The organism is Salinibacter sp., from assembly GCF_042218895.1.
In the GTDB taxonomy this organism is placed as follows: domain Bacteria; phylum Bacteroidota; class Rhodothermia; order Rhodothermales; family Salinibacteraceae; genus Salinibacter.
Genome location: NZ_JBDGQQ010000029.1, coordinates 1 through 16,636 on the forward strand (window position 1 = coordinate 1; position 16,636 = coordinate 16,636).

Annotated in this window: 11 protein-coding genes; 2 read left to right on the forward strand and 9 right to left on the reverse strand. The window is 65.1% G+C overall.

The window, feature by feature from the left end:
* Positions 1–49 precede the first annotated feature (49 nt).
* Positions 50–1,399 (reverse strand): flippase, encoded by a 1,350-nt coding sequence (locus tag ABEL04_RS03115; RefSeq protein WP_375800923.1) that lies wholly within the window; start codon positions 1,397–1,399, stop codon positions 50–52.
* 30 nt (positions 1,400–1,429) lie between these two features.
* Between ABEL04_RS03115 and ABEL04_RS03120 the strand changes: the two genes are divergently transcribed.
* Complete coding sequence (locus ABEL04_RS03120) at positions 1,430–2,662, forward strand: glycosyltransferase family 4 protein (protein WP_375800924.1); 1,233 nt, start codon at positions 1,430–1,432, stop codon at positions 2,660–2,662.
* Between the two features lie 74 nt (positions 2,663–2,736).
* Here ABEL04_RS03120 and ABEL04_RS03125 read toward each other — a convergent pair whose 3' ends face one another.
* The 7 genes from ABEL04_RS03125 to ABEL04_RS03155 form a co-directional block, all read right to left on the reverse strand.
* Positions 2,737–3,837 carry a hypothetical protein gene (locus ABEL04_RS03125; protein ID WP_375800925.1) on the reverse strand — a complete coding sequence of 367 codons (1,101 nt, stop codon included), beginning with the start codon at positions 3,835–3,837 and terminating at the stop codon, positions 2,737–2,739.
* 562 nt (positions 3,838–4,399) lie between these two features.
* Complete coding sequence (locus tag ABEL04_RS03130; RefSeq protein WP_375800926.1) at positions 4,400–5,623, reverse strand: DUF1972 domain-containing protein; 1,224 nt, start codon at positions 5,621–5,623, stop codon at positions 4,400–4,402.
* A 140-nt stretch (positions 5,624–5,763) separates the two neighbouring features.
* On the reverse strand, positions 5,764–7,014 hold the full coding sequence (locus ABEL04_RS03135; protein ID WP_375800927.1) for a GNVR domain-containing protein: 1,251 nt from the start codon (positions 7,012–7,014) through the stop codon (positions 5,764–5,766).
* Positions 7,015–7,058: 44 nt separating this feature from the next.
* On the reverse strand, positions 7,059–10,073 hold the full coding sequence (locus tag ABEL04_RS03140) for an SLBB domain-containing protein (protein WP_375800928.1): 3,015 nt from the start codon (positions 10,071–10,073) through the stop codon (positions 7,059–7,061).
* 376 nt (positions 10,074–10,449) lie between these two features.
* Positions 10,450–11,499 carry a PEGA domain-containing protein gene (locus ABEL04_RS03145; RefSeq protein ID WP_375800929.1) on the reverse strand — a complete coding sequence of 350 codons (1,050 nt, stop codon included), beginning with the start codon at positions 11,497–11,499 and terminating at the stop codon, positions 10,450–10,452.
* Positions 11,500–11,890: 391 nt separating this feature from the next.
* Positions 11,891–12,664 carry a succinylglutamate desuccinylase/aspartoacylase family protein gene (locus tag ABEL04_RS03150; protein ID WP_375800930.1) on the reverse strand — a complete coding sequence of 258 codons (774 nt, stop codon included), beginning with the start codon at positions 12,662–12,664 and terminating at the stop codon, positions 11,891–11,893.
* A gap of 377 nt (positions 12,665–13,041) precedes the next feature.
* Entirely contained in the window at positions 13,042–14,478 is a 1,437-nt protein-coding gene (locus tag ABEL04_RS03155) for an MATE family efflux transporter (protein WP_375800931.1), read from the reverse strand.
* Positions 14,479–15,185: 707 nt separating this feature from the next.
* Here ABEL04_RS03155 and ABEL04_RS03160 point away from each other — a divergent pair.
* Positions 15,186–15,425: a hypothetical protein gene (locus tag ABEL04_RS03160; protein ID WP_375800932.1), complete on the forward strand. Its 240-nt coding sequence runs from the start codon at positions 15,186–15,188 to the stop codon at positions 15,423–15,425.
* 60 nt (positions 15,426–15,485) lie between these two features.
* On the opposite strand, the gene ABEL04_RS03165 is transcribed toward ABEL04_RS03160, so the two are convergent.
* Positions 15,486–16,625, reverse strand: coding sequence for a serine hydrolase domain-containing protein (locus ABEL04_RS03165; RefSeq protein ID WP_375800933.1), 1,140 nt, complete (start codon positions 16,623–16,625; stop codon positions 15,486–15,488).
* Positions 16,626–16,636: the final 11 nt, after the last annotated feature.

Genomic DNA, 16,636 nt, shown 5'->3' on the forward strand with positions numbered 1-16,636 from the left:
GCGAGAAATAAGAAATCCAAAAAAGCCCCACCCGGAAGGGTGGGGTAGTTTACTTCAGTGTAAAAGTAGGTATCGAAATAACCAAAAGCGTACGCCATACAATATATACGGACATCACGTTCATGCCCACAATGCTCAGCGCTGTCCCTATTGCCGCCCCGTACATACCGTAAGCGGGCACGAGGAGCACGTTAAGCACAAAGTTTGAGGCGGCACCCAGCGCGGTAACATTCCGTGCGGTTTTCTCATTGCCAGTCATCACAAGAACGGAGATTACGCTTCCAACGGACACGCCAACAAACTGCCCAATAACCAGGATTACCAGTGCCCCCGCTCCCATACTGAACTCTGCCCCAAAAATCCAGAGGACCCGCTGCGGAAAGACGATGAATGCCACAGCGATAGGAATAGTCAAAAGATTAACGAGCAGCGTCACCTGCTGGAGGAGCCGTTCCAATCCCTCTTTGTCTCCCTGTGCATGCAGCGAGGCAAACTTCGGTGCCGCAACGCTGTTTGCCGCCATCAGAATGAACGTCGTCAACATTGACGTCTTGAAGGCCACCTCGTAGACCCCCACGACACGGGCAGATTCCCATATGCCGAGCAGAATTGTGTCCGTCCACCGAATGACTTTGTTCATGGACGCCACCACGAGCAGCGGAAGGCTGCTCCGGAGCAGCGCCCGATACGTGACGTGAGTGTCCGAATCTCCGCCTGTGCTCCCCCCGACATTCGGGGTGCAGTCGTGCCAGAAGTAGCCGCCGACCGCCGCCACAAAAACGGTCGCTCCCACGTACACCAGGACCGCGCCCTCCACACCGTACGGCCCGGCGACAATCAGGAGCAGCGGAGCGGCCAGCAGCGGCACGCCGAATCCCTGGAGGAGCATCGCGCGCTCCACTTCGTCGATGCCCTTCAGTAACTCGGTGTGCAGGCTGACGAGGGACAGAACCGGAATGCCCCACGCTATAATCCGGAGGGGAGCCGTCAACTCGGGCACTGAAAATACCCTGGACGCAATGATTCCCGCCCCTACGCTGAGGACGACTGCGACGATGACCGATGCAGCCACAGCGATCGTGAGGCCCCGGCGATACGTGGTCTGCACCGCCCGCCACTCCTCTTTTGAGGCCCCCTCGGCCACGAACCGCATCAGCGTGTTGTTAAGCCCCATCCGCCCGACCATGCCGCCGATACTTGCGACCGTCAACGACAAAAAATAGACCCCGGCCCCCTCGGCCCCGAGAAGCCGGGCAATGATCACGTTGACGGCGAAGCTAAGCCCTGCCCCGACGACTCGGAGCAGAAACGCCGCCGATCCTCTGAAAAGAACATCGCGGATGTGGCCGTCGAGCGCATTTACGGACGAACGGATGAAGCCGAGAAACCTTTTAACCACACCGCGAACAGTCGATTACGATGGTAAAGGATGATCATGTCGAAAGAGAACGACCCGAAGGAAATCGTACTTTCTGCTTTTGCTTGCCACCCCAACTACGGATCAGAAAAGGGGATTGGGTGGCTCGCCGTGAAAGCAGCCGCTCGCGAGTATCGGGTGCACGTCATCACTCCGACTGAAAACAAATCCCCGATTCAAGGTACCAATGAGCGTCCCGATCGTGCACATTTCCACTATGTCGATCTTCCCTCCTGGCTTCATCCCCTCCGTGACCGTAGCGCTCAACTTTACTACCTGTGCTGGCAATGGGTTGCCTACCGGAAAGCCAAACAGTTAGTGGAAGAGCGCTCTATCGCACTGATTCACCACGTCACGTACGGCAACTCCTGGACGCCCGTTCTTCACGGATATCTGGATGTCCCTTTTATCTGGAATGCGGGCGGACGAGCAAAGACCCCGCAAGTATTCTTAAACAGTTTGTCGCGTACCGGAGGTAAGCAGGAGCAGTTACGGAATGTCCTCCTTACAGCATCAGCCCCTGTTGTACGATTCACCACTGCATCGCGCGCTGCGCTCATCCACACCTGTTCAAAACGATCGCTGTGGCCAAACGATCTTCCTGTTCGCCGACTTATCTTTGGCGGGCTTCCCGAAGATAAAATCCGCGAGCTAAGTCCTAATCGAACCGAAGAGAAGGGGAGCTCAAGCTCATTTTGTGCAATTAGCATCGGGCGTCTACTCTCCTGGAAGGGATTTGGCCTGGGACTTCGCGCATTTGCCCGACTCCGAGAGCACGTTCCCGAAGCCCAGCATTGGATCGTCGGTGATGGCCCGGAGCAGAATCATCTCAGGCGCCTTGCGACCGAACTGGGGTGTGCTGATGCGACTCGGTTTTGGGGACGCCTTCCCAGAGACAAGACACTCGACCTGCTCAGCGACGCCGATGCCCTAATCCATCCCAGCCTCCACGAGCAGTTCGGGTACGTACTCCTGGAGGCGATGGCGACGGGAACTCCCCCGATCTGTCTAGATCTTGAGGGCTCCCCGGAGGTAGTTGACGGAGGTGGAATCGTTATTCAGGCAAACGATCCTGAGCAGGTGGTTGCAGATTTGATGGATGAGCTTCGCCGCCTGGAATCGAACAGCGGATACTGGGAGGAAGTGTCTCATCGGGCCCGAGAAAGAGCATTTGAGTGGACGCATAAGAGAGTTGGTGATCGACTTCTCAGCTTGTACGACCACGTTCTGGCGAAGACCTTCTGAACTGGACTGGAGGACAGGAGAACTCTTGCGGCTCTCGAAAAATTGCATCCGCTCCGAAAAGATAAAGCGGTCGTTTATCCACCGAAGTTGACCCGGAGCCCCACCCCGAGAAGTTGATTCACAGAATCGACTGGGTCCGGGACACTGCCGTCAAGCCCTCCTCCGTCACTCGCAAAGTCGTCTATAGCATCGTCCGGGAACGTGGCGTTGAAGCGAGACTCCACATACATCGACGCAGCGCGACCAAGCGCAATGCTCAGTCCGAACCCCAGCGAGGGCCCGTAGCCGGTCCCCACGACGGGCTCCCCTCCAAAGGTGACGTTGCCGCCCCCATCAATGTAGGGGCGTACGGTCTGGTCTGGGTCCCGGAACGTGTAGCGGATCAAGAGTTGCGGCGTGAAGCGATCCGAGTCCGACGTATTGTTTGTTCCTCCATATCCGACGATCGGATAGTTTCCGAACTGAAATCCGAGAAGGAGGGCCCACCCTGATGAGAACTGGTATCCTATTTCCCCCTGGAGCACATACGGAATGCCCGAACCCCGCACGAACTCCTGGAAATCAAACGGATGCCCCACGTTTTGGACCGGATAGTCGCCGGTGTAGTCCGAGATCCCGCCGCCGAACTTCAAAAAGACGCCGCTCCTCGTCGGTTCGGGGGGGGGCTGAGCGGAGGTGGGGGCCGTCGTATCGGGGGCCGTTTCCCCGGTCGTATCGACCCCGGCCTCCGTCGTCGTTTCGGGAGAGACCTCTCGGCGCACCATCGACACAAACAGATTGTAGGACGGGGGGTCGTTGACCGGATCGGCCGTGTACGTTGGGTCGATCTGGAGGATGTTTTCCACGGCGGACCGGGCCTGCAAGAGGGCCCCCTGGCGCAGCGACGCAAGCGTGATGACCCGCCACGCCCGGATGGCCGTCTCGTCGTCGACCGCCTCTTGGTCGGTGCACTGGGACGCTAGGGCCACGGCCTCCTGATAACTGCGGTTGCGGTATGCCTGCTCGGCGGCCGCAAGCGTGTCGGCACACGGGTCTGTCGCCTCCTGGGCCTGTGCGGGCTGGGAGCCGCCCACCGCCAGCCCCCCAAGGGACATGAGGACGAGCACGAGGGGCAATCCCGCCGAGAAGCGGGCGAGGGACGGCCCCCGTACGGACGCAAGCAGGAAAAGAGGCATCTGCGGAGAAGAGTTTGGCATATCGCGGCGCACGCCACCGGGGCGTCCACGCCCGGAGAAGGCGAACCATGCACCTCACTGGACGAGAGAGCCCATCCCGTCGAAGTGAGCAGGACCTTCCCCTGCCTACAGTCGGGCCGCCACAGGAACAGGGCCCCCTGTGCTCCGACGACCACCGGGTCGAATGGTAACCTATAGCCTGGTCCGATTCAACTCTCGCGACGTCTCAACGGTCGCGACCCAATGATGGCGGTCTCTGCGCGCTGTCCTGCGGGACAAGTGTTAAGGCTTCCGGCCCCCCGACCACTCTGCGGCGTCCCGGCCCCCTGACGGGCCTCGCAGGCGGAAGCGCATGCACCCACACCGCCGGAAAAGGACCTCCTGTTGCTCCCCCCGTCCCTCCAAACTCGATTCAGATCTCGGGGTCTGAGAGGGGCAGCTTGAGGGCTGAAGCGACGGTTTTCGTCGACAGAGTTGTTCGGCCCCGCATGCCGTTCGTGTCGGACAGGCCGGACTCCACGAGCTAGCCCCACGGAGTGTCGCCAACTACGGCCGGGGTCGTTCAGTCGGCCTGAAATACGGAAGCGGACGCGCTCGGCGTTCGTATCCCCGCCGGACTCGTCGACGTTTCCCAGACCCGCTCCTCGTACTTGTCGGTGACGCGCTCCCAGTTGTACCACGTGCGCACCCGCTCGACGGCCCGCCAGCGGTAGTGCTGAACCGCCTCGTCGGACAGCCGCTCGGCGCGACGAATCGTCCGAACGACGCTCTCGACGCTCTTCCCGAAAAACAGCCCGGCCTCGCCCAGCACCTCCCGGTTGAACGGCGTGTTCAGGGAGAGAATGAGGGTGCCGAGCCCCATCGCTTCAACGAGGGCCGGGTTCGTCCCGCCCACCTCGTGGCCGTGGAGGTGGGCGAAGGCCCCGAGCCGGAAGGCGCGGAGCAGCGGCTGATCGTAAATCGTGCCCACGAAGAGGACCCGATGGGACGCCCCGGCGGCCTCGACGAGCCGGCGGAGCGTCCGATAAAACGCCTCGTTTTCGTCCCGGTTGGCGATGATCAGGAGGCTCCGTCGAACCCGATCGTCGAGGATCCCCCGGATCATGAGCTCCAGATTGTTTTCCGGGACGAGTCGCCCCACCTGAATGAAGTAGTCGCCCGGGCTGAGCCCGTGCTGGGCAAGGTACTCGTTTCGCCGCTCGATCACGGCCGACGAGAGATCGTCCCGTCGCACGACCGGGGCCCCGTACTCGATTACGTCCGTCTGCGCGGAATCGAGGCCCCCACTCTGTAAATGATGGGCCTCGATCGCCTCCGAGTCGCAAATGACCCGGTCCACGTGACGGGGCACAAACCACTCCGAAACGCGGAGGTAGGCCTGAGCCCACACGGACCAGCGCGAGCGTTTCCACTCAATTCCGTCGGGGTTGAGCCAGACCCTAACTCCCTTGGCCCGGAGGGCTTTCAGGACCGGCCACCCGAAGCCCCCCACCCCGTAACCGAGCAGGTACACCACGTCTCCCGGCTCGGCGAGGTGCCAGCAGCGCCCGAGCGCTTTCACGTCCGCGACGATGGTGCGCAGGTTATTGTCGGGGGCCGTTACGTGGAGAAGATTGACCCCCCGATACGTGGAAGGGCCCTGAGGTTGGCCGAGTGGATGCTCACAGGTAACGTATACCGGACGTCCCCGAGCGGCGAGACGCGTGGCAATCGCTTCGGCGAAGGTCTCGAACCCCCCATAGTTCGCTGGGATCCCCCGGCTCCCGACGATGAATAGTGTGGTCATCAGATGCGCGCGCTGGTGAGTTGAGCAGTGTCAGGACCCGAGAGCGGTATCGAGGGCCATCCGTGTGCTCCGCTTTGCCGAGAGGAGTCTCCCCTGTCCTCGACGTACGTCTGATCCCGTACAGGATTCGCCGGTGGGGGCTACGTGCGCCCAAGCTCCTCACGAACGCCCTGAACGATTTCCTCGGCGGTCAGGGAGCCGCGGATCTCCTCGAGCTTCTCCCGGCCGCTCTCCTGTGCTTCCGCGGAGGCCAGGACAGACCGGAAATACACAGCTGCGGCCCCGGCGGCGCCTCCGAGCAACACGCTCAGGACAATGATGAGGCTGCGGTTTGGAGCGCTCGGCTCAGGCGGGGGGGTCGGCTGTTCCGCCACCGTAATGACGGGCTGCTGCCGCTGCAGCCGTAGCCGCGTCTGGGTCAGCTTCTTCTGAAGCTGGCCGTATAGTTGCTCCTTGAAGCGAACCTGTCTCTGGAGGCGATCCCGCCGAAACGAGAGCGTCGGCGCCCCACCCCCCGCAATCACGCTCCGGTTGCGCTCCAGAAATTGCGCGAGGCTGTCCTCGGCCCGCTCGAGCTCGCGGCCCGCCTCGGCAAGACGCTGGCGCACAAACTTGAGGTGCTCCATAGTATTCTGCGTCCGGATCTCCCGGACCCGCCTGCGCAGGTGTTCGATAAAGCTCGCGTTCAACCGGGCTGCCAGGGTGGGGTCCGCCGCCGTCGTGGACACAACCATGAGGCCACTCTCCCCCCCCAGAGCGCCCGTGCCCTGCGTGGAGGCAGAAACCTTCTTTTCGAGTGCGTCGAGGGCCCGCTGCTCCTCCTCTGAGGGGGCGAGCAGAGGGCTCCTGGCACCCGAGGCGCCGAGGCGCCGGTCTGCGTCCCGGAATAAGCGCCCGAGCCCCTCCATGAGCGTCCAGGGCAACCGTACCGTGTAGTCGATGAGGAGCTCAACCGCTCCGGGAGATTGATTGACGTGCTTCACGAACGTCGTGCGCCGTCCGGTCTCGGGGAAGTAAAATGTGTCCCGCGCCACAGCCAGGCGCACTTCGCGGCTCGTCAAGAGGTTTGGGTAGGCACTGGGAGCAAGCCCCGTGCGTCCTGCGTTGCCCGGGTCGATGTTGAGACCCGGAATTGAAGGGAGGGTGCTGGGAATCCCTTCCGGTTCACTCTGGGCCTCCCGGACCACCGTCGATGTGGCCGTATATCTGGACGGGGCCGCGAGGGCGTACGCAGTTCCCAGAAGGACAACCCCTCCCGCAACGAGAACGAAGAGCCCCCGCTCACGAACGAGCGCGACTAGCGCATCCAGGGGCGAGAATTCGCTCCCCGGCAGAGAGAGGCGCTCGTAGTGGCCGTCGCCCGTCGGTTCCGGAGGGGAAGAATCGTCCATGTCCGGAGACAGAGTCACTGTAGGAACACTGCACGCGGTCTTCGTCAGTCAAACGCCCGCGTGGCCAGCACGATGATGGTGAGAGCGCTGGAGAGGATCCCCGTCACGTCGGTAATCACCTGTCCGATGTCAACGCCCTCCCGATCCGGTGGGGGAGGGGATTTTCGAGTGACCCGGATCACTGCTCCGTCGGTCACCGTCGGGGAGCTTGAGAAAAGTCCCCGGTCTACCTTGAAGGTCGCCCCGGTCGCCTGCGTCAGGTAGACGGCTTTGGTACTGTCACGGACCCCCCCAGCCCGCCTGAGGTAGTATTCGACATCGCGGCCGTCCTGGTGTTTGATGATGCCCTCGCGAGCAACGTTTCCGCGCACGGAGACGCTGTTCGGGTCCGTCGGAATGACAATCTCATCCCCATCCTGGAGACTCAAGTCATCCTGGCCCTGAATGACCTTTGCGATATCGATCACAAACCGCTTCCCATTGCGCAGGAGCCGCCCGCCCCCCGGATATCCGCTCGGCGGAACGCCGCCGGCCCGCTCCAACACGCTGGAAAGCGTCTCCCCGTCCCTCTTGAGGGCGTAGTCGCCAGGAAACCGCACCTCGCCCCGGACGGTCACGAAGCGCCGCTCGCTGTAGGCCGGGTTCGTGCGCACCAGGACGCGGTCCCGGTGCTGGAGCTGGAAGTCCGCGGCCGCCCCAAGGACCCGGGTGGTGTCGCTAGTCCCGAAGCGAACGGCGCTGGGGCTGCGGGCCGAGTCGGCCATCGGGACCCGAAGAGTGCGCATCCCCTCCCCGCCCGACCTTGGGCGAGCCACTTCCACGTATTTCAGGTAAGCATCTTCCCTGAACCCATTGGCCCGCAGGATCAGGTCCTTGAGCGCGAGGTTCTCCTGAAACTGATACTCGCCGGGCTTTTTGACCGCGCCCCTGATCTCGACGAATTCGCTGGTGTTCACTTCTGCCCGGAGCGGATAAATGCGGATCTCGTCCCCGGGGCGGAGCTCCCGGTCGGCGAAGCCGTTCCCGCTCAGGGCGCGGGCGAGGTTGAATGGGATCACCCGTTCGGAGCGGCCGTCGGCCGACTCACGGTAGAGGTCCGCCCGCGAGCGAAGCACGTTTTTCAGGTATGTGCTGTCGGCCAGCCCGCCGCCCTTCAGGAGCAGATCGGCAACGGTCATCCCCGTGCGGTACGGGTACGTCCCAGGATTGCGCACCTGTCCAGTGATCCGGACCGTGCGCCGGCCCTCAAGGTTCTGGACCGACGAGATATGAAGGCTATCGCCCGCCACGAGCGGCACGTTGGCCCGCGGGATCCCCGCCATTGCGCTGTCGACGTTGATCGTGCGCACCGCCTGCCCGAGGTCCTCGTTGATGCGGACGAGGGTGGCCTGGGCCCGGTACGCGTCGTCGGTAAGCCCGTTGGCCGCGTGGATCAGGTCGCGCACGGTGCGGAGGCTGTCCCCGATTGCGTACTCGCCGGGCTGGAACACCGCCCCGCTGACTTGGGCCGACGCGACGTTGCTGATGCTCGCAGGATCGCTTTCCTCCGGAATCGACCGGACGTGGACCCGGTCGGCGTCGGCCAGCGAAACGGTCTCGCTCCCGTCCATCACGGCGCCGAGATCGAAGGTGAGCGTCTTTCGGGGCACGGAGGCGTTCTGCGCGCTATCCCGCTCGCTGGGGGGAACAAGACGGTCTACACGGATGCTCTCGGTGTAGGCCTCCGGCCGCAACCCCCCCGCGTACTCGATCAAATCACGGACGGTTTCCCCCTCCTTCAGTTCGTAGTAGGCGGGCCGCTCGACGGCCCCGGTAATCGCGACCGTTTTTCCGCGGACGGGGACCCGGAGGTAATCGCCGTCCTGGAGCGCAACGGGATCGGGGCTTGCCCCGTCTGTCAGATAGTCGTAGAGGTCGACGGTGTCAGTGACCTCGCCGTCCCGGATCACCCGAATTCGGCGCAGGCTTCCCCGCCGCAGGGGGCCTCCAACGCTATAGAGCGCGTTGAACGCATTTGACATGGCACTAACTGTGTACCCGCCGGGCTGGGGCACCGCCCCAAGCACGTAGATTCGAATCGGCTGGATGCGCGTGACTGAGAGGTCCATGAAGACGGTCTGTGGCTCGGCCGTGAGCCCGGAATGCTTCTTCGAGAGCCACTTTTTCATCTCCTTGCGCAGCGTGCTGAGCCGCTTGCCCGCGGCGGTAAACTGGCCGTGGTTGGGCACGTAGACGCGGCCTTGGCGGTCGACCGTCAGGGTGTACTGAAACTCCGGCGCGCCCCACACGGCGAGCCGAAGTTCGTCGCCGGGGCCGACGATGTAGCGGTCGTCAACCGGACCGGTGGGGCTCGGCTGGAAGGCGTCGGGGACGCTTTCGAACGTCTCGTACCCGAAGTACCGCAGTGTGTCGCGCCGAGCCGTATCGCGCCGGGCCGTATCCGGTCGGGCCCGGTCGGAGCGGACAACCAGATATCGGCTCGTCGGCAGCACGGTCGTTCCGACCGGCGTCGATACGCGTACCCGAAGCAGGTACGCCTTCGGCTCCAGATCGGCGGGCAGTGAGAGCCGGCCCGACCACGTCTGTTCCGCCTCAGCCCGGCGTGTCTGGCGCATGCCTGTGGCCTGCAGGGTGTCTCGCCCGCGGCCCTCGCCCCGGACGACAAATGGATCGACGCCGGTGACCGTCGTATCGCTCGTGAGCGGCACCTCCACGGCAGCACCCCGCGGAAGCTCAAACAACGGAATGGTGTCCGGTCGGAGGGCTACTGGCCCGGCAAGGGCGGGGCCTGCGGTCGGCTGGCCCACAGCAGGCTGGGCGTCGGCCCCGCGGCCCCGAACCGCTCGGAGAAGGGCCTGGATCCGGGCCTCCGGAACGCCACGTCGACGGGCCTGCTGGACGGCGCGCTCGGGATTGGACAGGTCGATGCCAAGCTGCCGGGCGCGGCGCCGGGCCTCCGCGGGGGACAGGCCCTGCTCCTGCACCTCCGGGCGCCCGGACTCGGGGGGCTGCTGCTGGGCCGGAGCGGACTGCCATCCCCCTACTCCGAGAAGAAGCACAATCGCAGCAATAGTGCAAAGACGACGGCTCCCGGCGCATGGACACGTCAGAACAGTCATCGAGCGGCGACAGACTGGACTCGTTTATTCAGCTGTACGGGCACGCCCTCAAGGTACGAGGTTCGGAGACGAGTGTCCACCCCGCACGATCATCGGCAGGGCGGTCGTGCCCGTGCGCCCTCGACGGCGCCGATCACTCCGTCGCCGGTCCTGAACTTCGGCGAGGGGCCGGTCTGGCGCGGGGGGAGAGCCACGTCAGGCCGCCGACAAGCGAGAAGAGGTGCCGGGCAGGAACGCAGACGGGCACTCGGCGGAGAACTCAGGACCAGCCGACCGCAGGACCCGCTCGGATCTGCGCGGGTGATGGCGGCTGCGACTATTCCTCCTGCATGTTGAAGACGACCGAGAGCGTGTCGCCAGGGGGGACCCTGATGGTCCGCGTCTTGCGGCCCAGCGAGGGATGGCGGGCGGAAACATTGTGGGTCCCCCCCGGAAGTTTGGCTTCGTACCAGACGTCCACGTTTCGGGCGCGGCGCTGCTGGTCGACGTAGATGGACCCCCAGGGCCGAACGAGAACTCGGAGGTATCCGGTGCGCGCGTCAAGCGACACGTTCACGATCGTTTCCTCGCCCGCCTGCACGTCGACCTGTCTCGTCAGCGCCTCGTATCCGGAGCGGGCGAAGGTTACCTCGTGGGTACCGGCGGGCACACTGTCGAGCCTCAGCGGCGTCCGGCCCACCGGTTCCGCGTTCAGCTCGACCGCTGTACTGTCCGGATCTGCCCGCAGCCGCAACGCTCCTATCGGTCTCGCCACGGCCGACGAATCGGCGTCGTCCTCTCCAGAGGAACCGGCGGCATCGGTCTGCTGGTTCTGGCGATTCCGGGACGCCACTCCGGGGGCGCTCTGCTCCGCTGCCTGTTCCTGTTGCGCGCTCGGGGACGTGCGGCTCTCCGGTGGCTCGTCGGAGGACGAGCGCCTCGTGCGGGTCGCCCTTGCCGATCGAGTCTGCGTCTCGCGGGGGGCTCCATCCTCCACACCCGCCCGGGTCAGTTGGGGCCAGTACACAGCGGACTCGTCGCTGCGGAGCGCCAGCACAGTATCCTGGCTCGAGTAGTTCTCCTTCGCGACGGCGACGGCGTACACGCCCGACTGGAGACGGTGCCCGTCGATGGGCGTCGTGCCGACGGTGTCGTCCTCGATGATCACCAGCGCGCCCGTCGGCTCGGAGTAGACCGACAGGGCTGCGCGGCGGGGGCCGGACCCGCCTCCGCTCTGCTCCGCCACGGGGGTGGACGCATTCTGGCCCTCTCCTCCGTACACCGACGCCCTGAAGCCCCGCTTAGGCGTAAAATAGAGCAGGGCGCCGAACCCGATGATGACCAGTACCGCGACGATCGAGAAGCTGTAGCGGCGAAGCCACGCCAAGAACCCCCTCCTGCGTCTCGCGTGAGGAGGCTTGTACGCCGACCATCTCGATGGATCGGTGCTGGAGGGATCTCCAGAATCGGTCCCCTCCGGTCCCGGTCCGGTGTGTTGGGAATCGTCCACGGCGTCTATGCAGGCACGGAAGGCCCCGTTGAGCCTCGGGAAAAGCGCGAGTCAGGTGATCACCGATCCTAATACCTCAGGCCCCCGAGTGTTCGCCTCCACGTGTCTCTGGAAGCGACCGTTCCGGGGCCGTGAGGGAGGATTAGGGCTCCTACGTGCCCTGGGCAACGTGGGAGAGTGTCCGGAAGGCCTCATTCTCTCCTCTTGCGGGTACCGCCTTACGACTCGGTGGGTGCCGGGCTCGTCCGGGCAGGATTGGCCGGTCGTCCTACTCCCCGTCGATCCGGCCGGCCCGGCGGGCCATGAACCCGATGCGGTCGTCGTATCCGTGCGTGGACATGAGGACTGGGAAGAAGGGGGCAGGGGCGCGCCGAACGGTGCCTTCCTTCCTGGCGAAGACCTCGCCTTCCTCCACCCGTCGGAAGTTCTGGGCAACGAAGGCGAATCCGCGTCCGGGAGCGTCGTCGAACACCTCGTAGACCTCGGGCGTGGAGCGGGCGTACGGGCGGTCGATGAGGCCTTGGGCGGCCAGGAAATGGAGCAGAATGCGATGGGCCACCGAGGCTGCGTCCTCGTCGTCGTGGTACCCACACTCGACGGCGACGCCCGTCACGTGCTCCGTCACGCCTCCGCCAAGATGGGACATGTCGACCACTCGGTCGAGCCCTGTCGACCGGGCAAGGCGACGGGAGGCCGCGTCCTCCCCTGTTACGATCGCGTAGGGACAGCCCCGCGACTCGGTGGAGTGAAAATCGATCACTGTCGTGCCTACCAGCTCTCGATGCAGGCGGGCGGCGAGGCGCACCTCGTGTTTCTCGCTCGTCTCATCGCCCGGCATGGCCCGGTTGAGGTCTGCGTCGCAGAACCGATAGCCGAGCTTGAATGCGCGTTCGTTGGCGAGTACGAACTTAACGGGGGCTTGCGGCGTGACGTCGCTTGCTTTGAGGCGATTGAAAGCATGCCAGCCGCAGGTCTCGTCGCCGTGGACGCAGGCCACGACGGTGTATTCCGGATGGCCGTTGCCGAGGGTTTCGACGTGCATTCGTCTGGAAAAGAGGTTCGTGGGACGAGACGAAGAGACGGGACGGCCTGGTCCGGTCAGGACAGGCGTCATCCAGTAGGTATACGCTTGTACCTGCAGCCCCTGCTCGTCTTCCCTGTGGCTGTGGAAATGTCGTCAATCCGCTGTGTCGTCGATTGGGGCAAGAGGCTCCCCGACTTCAAGAGCCGTCGCCCGGAAGGCGTGGATGCAAAACCCTCCACGCAGCATCTGTCGTTCCGCACTCCCTACTTTCGCATCGGGGTCACGGGCGGGGAGCGACTGGTCTCTGGGAGCGGCCTGCAGGGCGCATCGGACCCCGATCCTGGCGGACCATGCGGCGGGCTGTCGCTTCGGAGGCTTCTGACGCAGGGGCTTGACTACTCGTCCAACGGGGCGGCCGCGGGAGAGGCCGAAACGGGGGCCGTTTCTTCCTCCGCGGGCACCGCGTCGTTCTCGCGGACGGCCCGCTCCACCTGCCGGTGAAACCGCGCCACCAGCAGCACGGCCGCCGCCGCGAGGCCCACGACGAGGCCCCACCACAGCGCCTCGGGCCCGCCGCCCCCGCGCACGCCCCACAGGTAGCCGGTCCCGAGCCCGATGCCCCAGTACGTGACCATCGCGATGCCCATCGGCACGCGGGTGTCTTTGAGGCCCTGGAGGGCGCCGTGGGCCGCCACCTGCAGGCCATCGAACAGCTGGAAGACCGCCGCGACGCCGAGCAGCTGCACCGCCAACGCTATTACTTCCGCGTTGCCGGGGTCGGACAGGTCCAGGTAGAGCCCCACGAGGGGCCGGGGCAGCGTCCAGAAGAGGACGGCGGTGCCCACCATGAAGAGCGTGGCGAGCCCCATCGCCACGCCGCCGGCGCGTCGTGCCCCCGCCTCGTCGCGCGCCCCTGCCGTCTGCCCCACCCGCACCGTGCCTGCCATCCCAATGCCGAGGGGCACCATGAACGCGAAGGCCGCGCACTGCAGCGCCACCTGATGGGCCGCCAGCGCCGTCGTGCCCAGCGTGCCCATCATGACGGTCGTCACCATGAAGAGGCTCGACTCCACGCCGCGGGAGGCCCCCATCGGCGCCCCAATGTGGAGCAACTCTCGCAGGTACGTACGGTCGGGCCTCCGGACGCGGGTGAACACGTCATGCCTGGCGAACGGCGCCGTCCGGTGCACGAGCAGGGCCAGGAGGCCACACATGGCCGAAAAGACGAGCGTGCTAGCCCAGCCGGTGCCCGCTAGGCCGAGGGCTGGCAGGCCCCAGCGGCCGAACATCAGCAGTTCATTGGCGCCGACGTTCAGCACCACGCCGACGAAGGCGATGAGGGTGACGGGCAGCGGGCGCGAGAGCCCTTCGACAAAGCTACGGAGCGCGGCGAACCCTAAGAACGGAAGAATGCCCCACCGGACGGCACCGAGGTACCGCGTCGCCCCGTCGATGGCGGCGGGCCGCTGTCCCGTCCACCGCAGCACCGGCTCGACGTTACTCAGGATCAGGAGGATGACGAGGCCCAGCCCACCGGCCAGCCAGAGCCCCTGCCGCACGCTGCGCCCCACCGCCGCCGGGTCCTCCGCCCCCACCGCCTGCGACACCATCGGTCCCACGCTCCGCACCACGCCCATGCCCATGGTGGCGAAGAAGAAAAAGACGGTGTGTCCCAGTGCCACGCCCGCCAGGGCCTCCGGCCCCAGCCGCCCCACCATCACCGTGTCCACGAAGCCCATGGAGATGTGCGCCAGTTGCGCCGCCACGACGGGTCCGGCCAGGCGGAGGGTCGCGCGCAATTCGGTACGGAGGGCGTCAGGGAGGATAGACAAGGCGAGGAGAAGAGAGCACAAGTGAGCAAGACGGGAAGACGAACGCGGCACCCCGCCTCCCGTTCGTCGTCGTTTCCCATGCAATCTCCTCGTTTCGCAAAAATTCCTCGTCCGTTAGACCCCGCGGCTCCCCCGAACTGAGCGGACACGTACCCGGTCGTTTTCCTTGCAACACCCCTGGCACAAATCTGAGACAGACGTGAGACACCGTCCGAGAACGTCGCTCCGGAGGACGACGCCTCACACTCGGCCCCACTCCCGGCTCTCGCGCCAGTGTCGGGGGGATATTGTGGGCATCCTGTAAATCGATGGCGTTCCGCGGAGCCCGGAACGCGAATTGTCTATCCATGAGCTGTGACTTGACGGGGGCGTCCACCAGCGGGGGCGAGGGGAAGGGGAGCTTCTCAACTGTCTCCTCACCACACAATCGGCGACCTCGCTCGCCAAGGCCACCTCCGACGCTTGGGTACTCTCAGGGTCGAACGGAACGCTGCAGATTACCGACATTCGGCTGATCGTCGACAAGGTAAAGTTGAAGCAAAACACGGACAGCACGGGGACGAACGGCCCGGAAATCGAGATTGAGCGGGAAGTTGAAGTCGAGCAGCCTCGCTTCCTGGACCTTCCTCTCCGGGAGTCCAAGGTCTCCCCCGTCGCGGCCGGGGACGTCCCTGCGGGCACCTACAACGAATTTGAGTTTGAGGTCGATGATCTCGACGATGACGGCGACGGAGAAGGGGACGACGACGCTGACCCCTCCCATCGAGGTGAACAGCGAGGGCGTCTCTCGGGAGCTCATCGTGCGGCTCGATCCGGCGCGGTGGTTTGAGCGCAGCAACGGCACCATCAAGGATCTCTCCCAGTTCGACTACGGAGAGACCGGAACGGTCAAGGAGCTTGAGGCCGGGTTCGAGGAGGGCGTCGCCGAGATTGAGTACGACGACTAAAGACGCCGGCCCCGCGCGGTCTCCATTTCGACGATCCTCCCTGCCCGGGCAGAGCCCCGCTCAGTCCGGGCGGAGGTGTTTTAGGAGCCGGCGTGCCGCTTCGTCGACTGTCTCTGAGGAGAGGGCCATGTTCACCAGCACCACCACGCCGCGCCCGGTGGCCCGATTGAGGCCAGCGAAACTCCGAAAGCCGCCGGTGCCGCCATTGTGCCACACAATCCGGTGGCCGTCGCGGGTCGTCTGGTGCCAGGCAAGGCCGACGCGAGAGTGATGCGATCCGGCCTGAGCCCGAGGGGTGAGTGCCCGCTGCATCGCCCGCTCCAGGGTGGAAGCCGTGTCGGGGGCTGCGCGGAGGGCTCGTCGGTGGGCCCGGAGGTAGGCAAGCATGTCGGCCGCCGTGGAGCGAAGCGCCCCGGCCCCGGCGAGCGCATCGAAGTGCCAGGGCGGCGCCGGCGCTCCGAGCCGAGTATATCCCTGGGCGACACGCTCCTCCTGATTTGCCGTCAGGCGGATCCGGGTGTCGGACAGCCCGAGCGGCTTGGCGATGCGCTGGCGGACGAGCGCGGCGTAGGTGGTGTCGGCCTGGCGGGCGAGCAGATGGCCGAGCAGTCCCATCCCGAGGTTTGAGTACTCGTATTTCGCGCCTGGTGCCCGCGGCAGGGTGTGGCCGTCGAGGAACGCGTAGAGTGCACTGTCGCCGTACGCGGCGTACGGGTCCCATGGGGAGGCGTTGACGTTCAGATTTGGAGGGAGGCGTGGCAGCCCTGCGCGGTGCGTCGCTAGATGGACGAGTGTGAGGGTCGAATCGGTCCCCGTCGCCCGGACCGAGTCGGCGAGGGACCATCTCACCGAGTCGGGAAGAAGGGCCCGAACCGGCGTTGTTGGCCGGAGACGTCCCCGCTCGATGCGCTCGGCCAGGAGCAGACCGGTGAACGTCTTTGTGACGGAGCCGATCTCGAACAGAGTGCGGGCCGTTGGGGGCGTGCCGGTCGAGTCGACGGCGCCGTAAGCGCGGACGGATGTCCCGTCGTCGTGGAGCAGGCCAATTACCGCGCCGCCCGGTCCATCCGCAAGTGCCCGGCCTACCGAATCGACGACGCTGGGCGCAGGCTGACCAACAGCGGGCCCGGTGCACAGCAGCGCCGCCAGGCCGATGCCTGCGACGAGGCGGATCAGTGCTCGGAGGGGACGTTCTGTCATTGGATAATGAG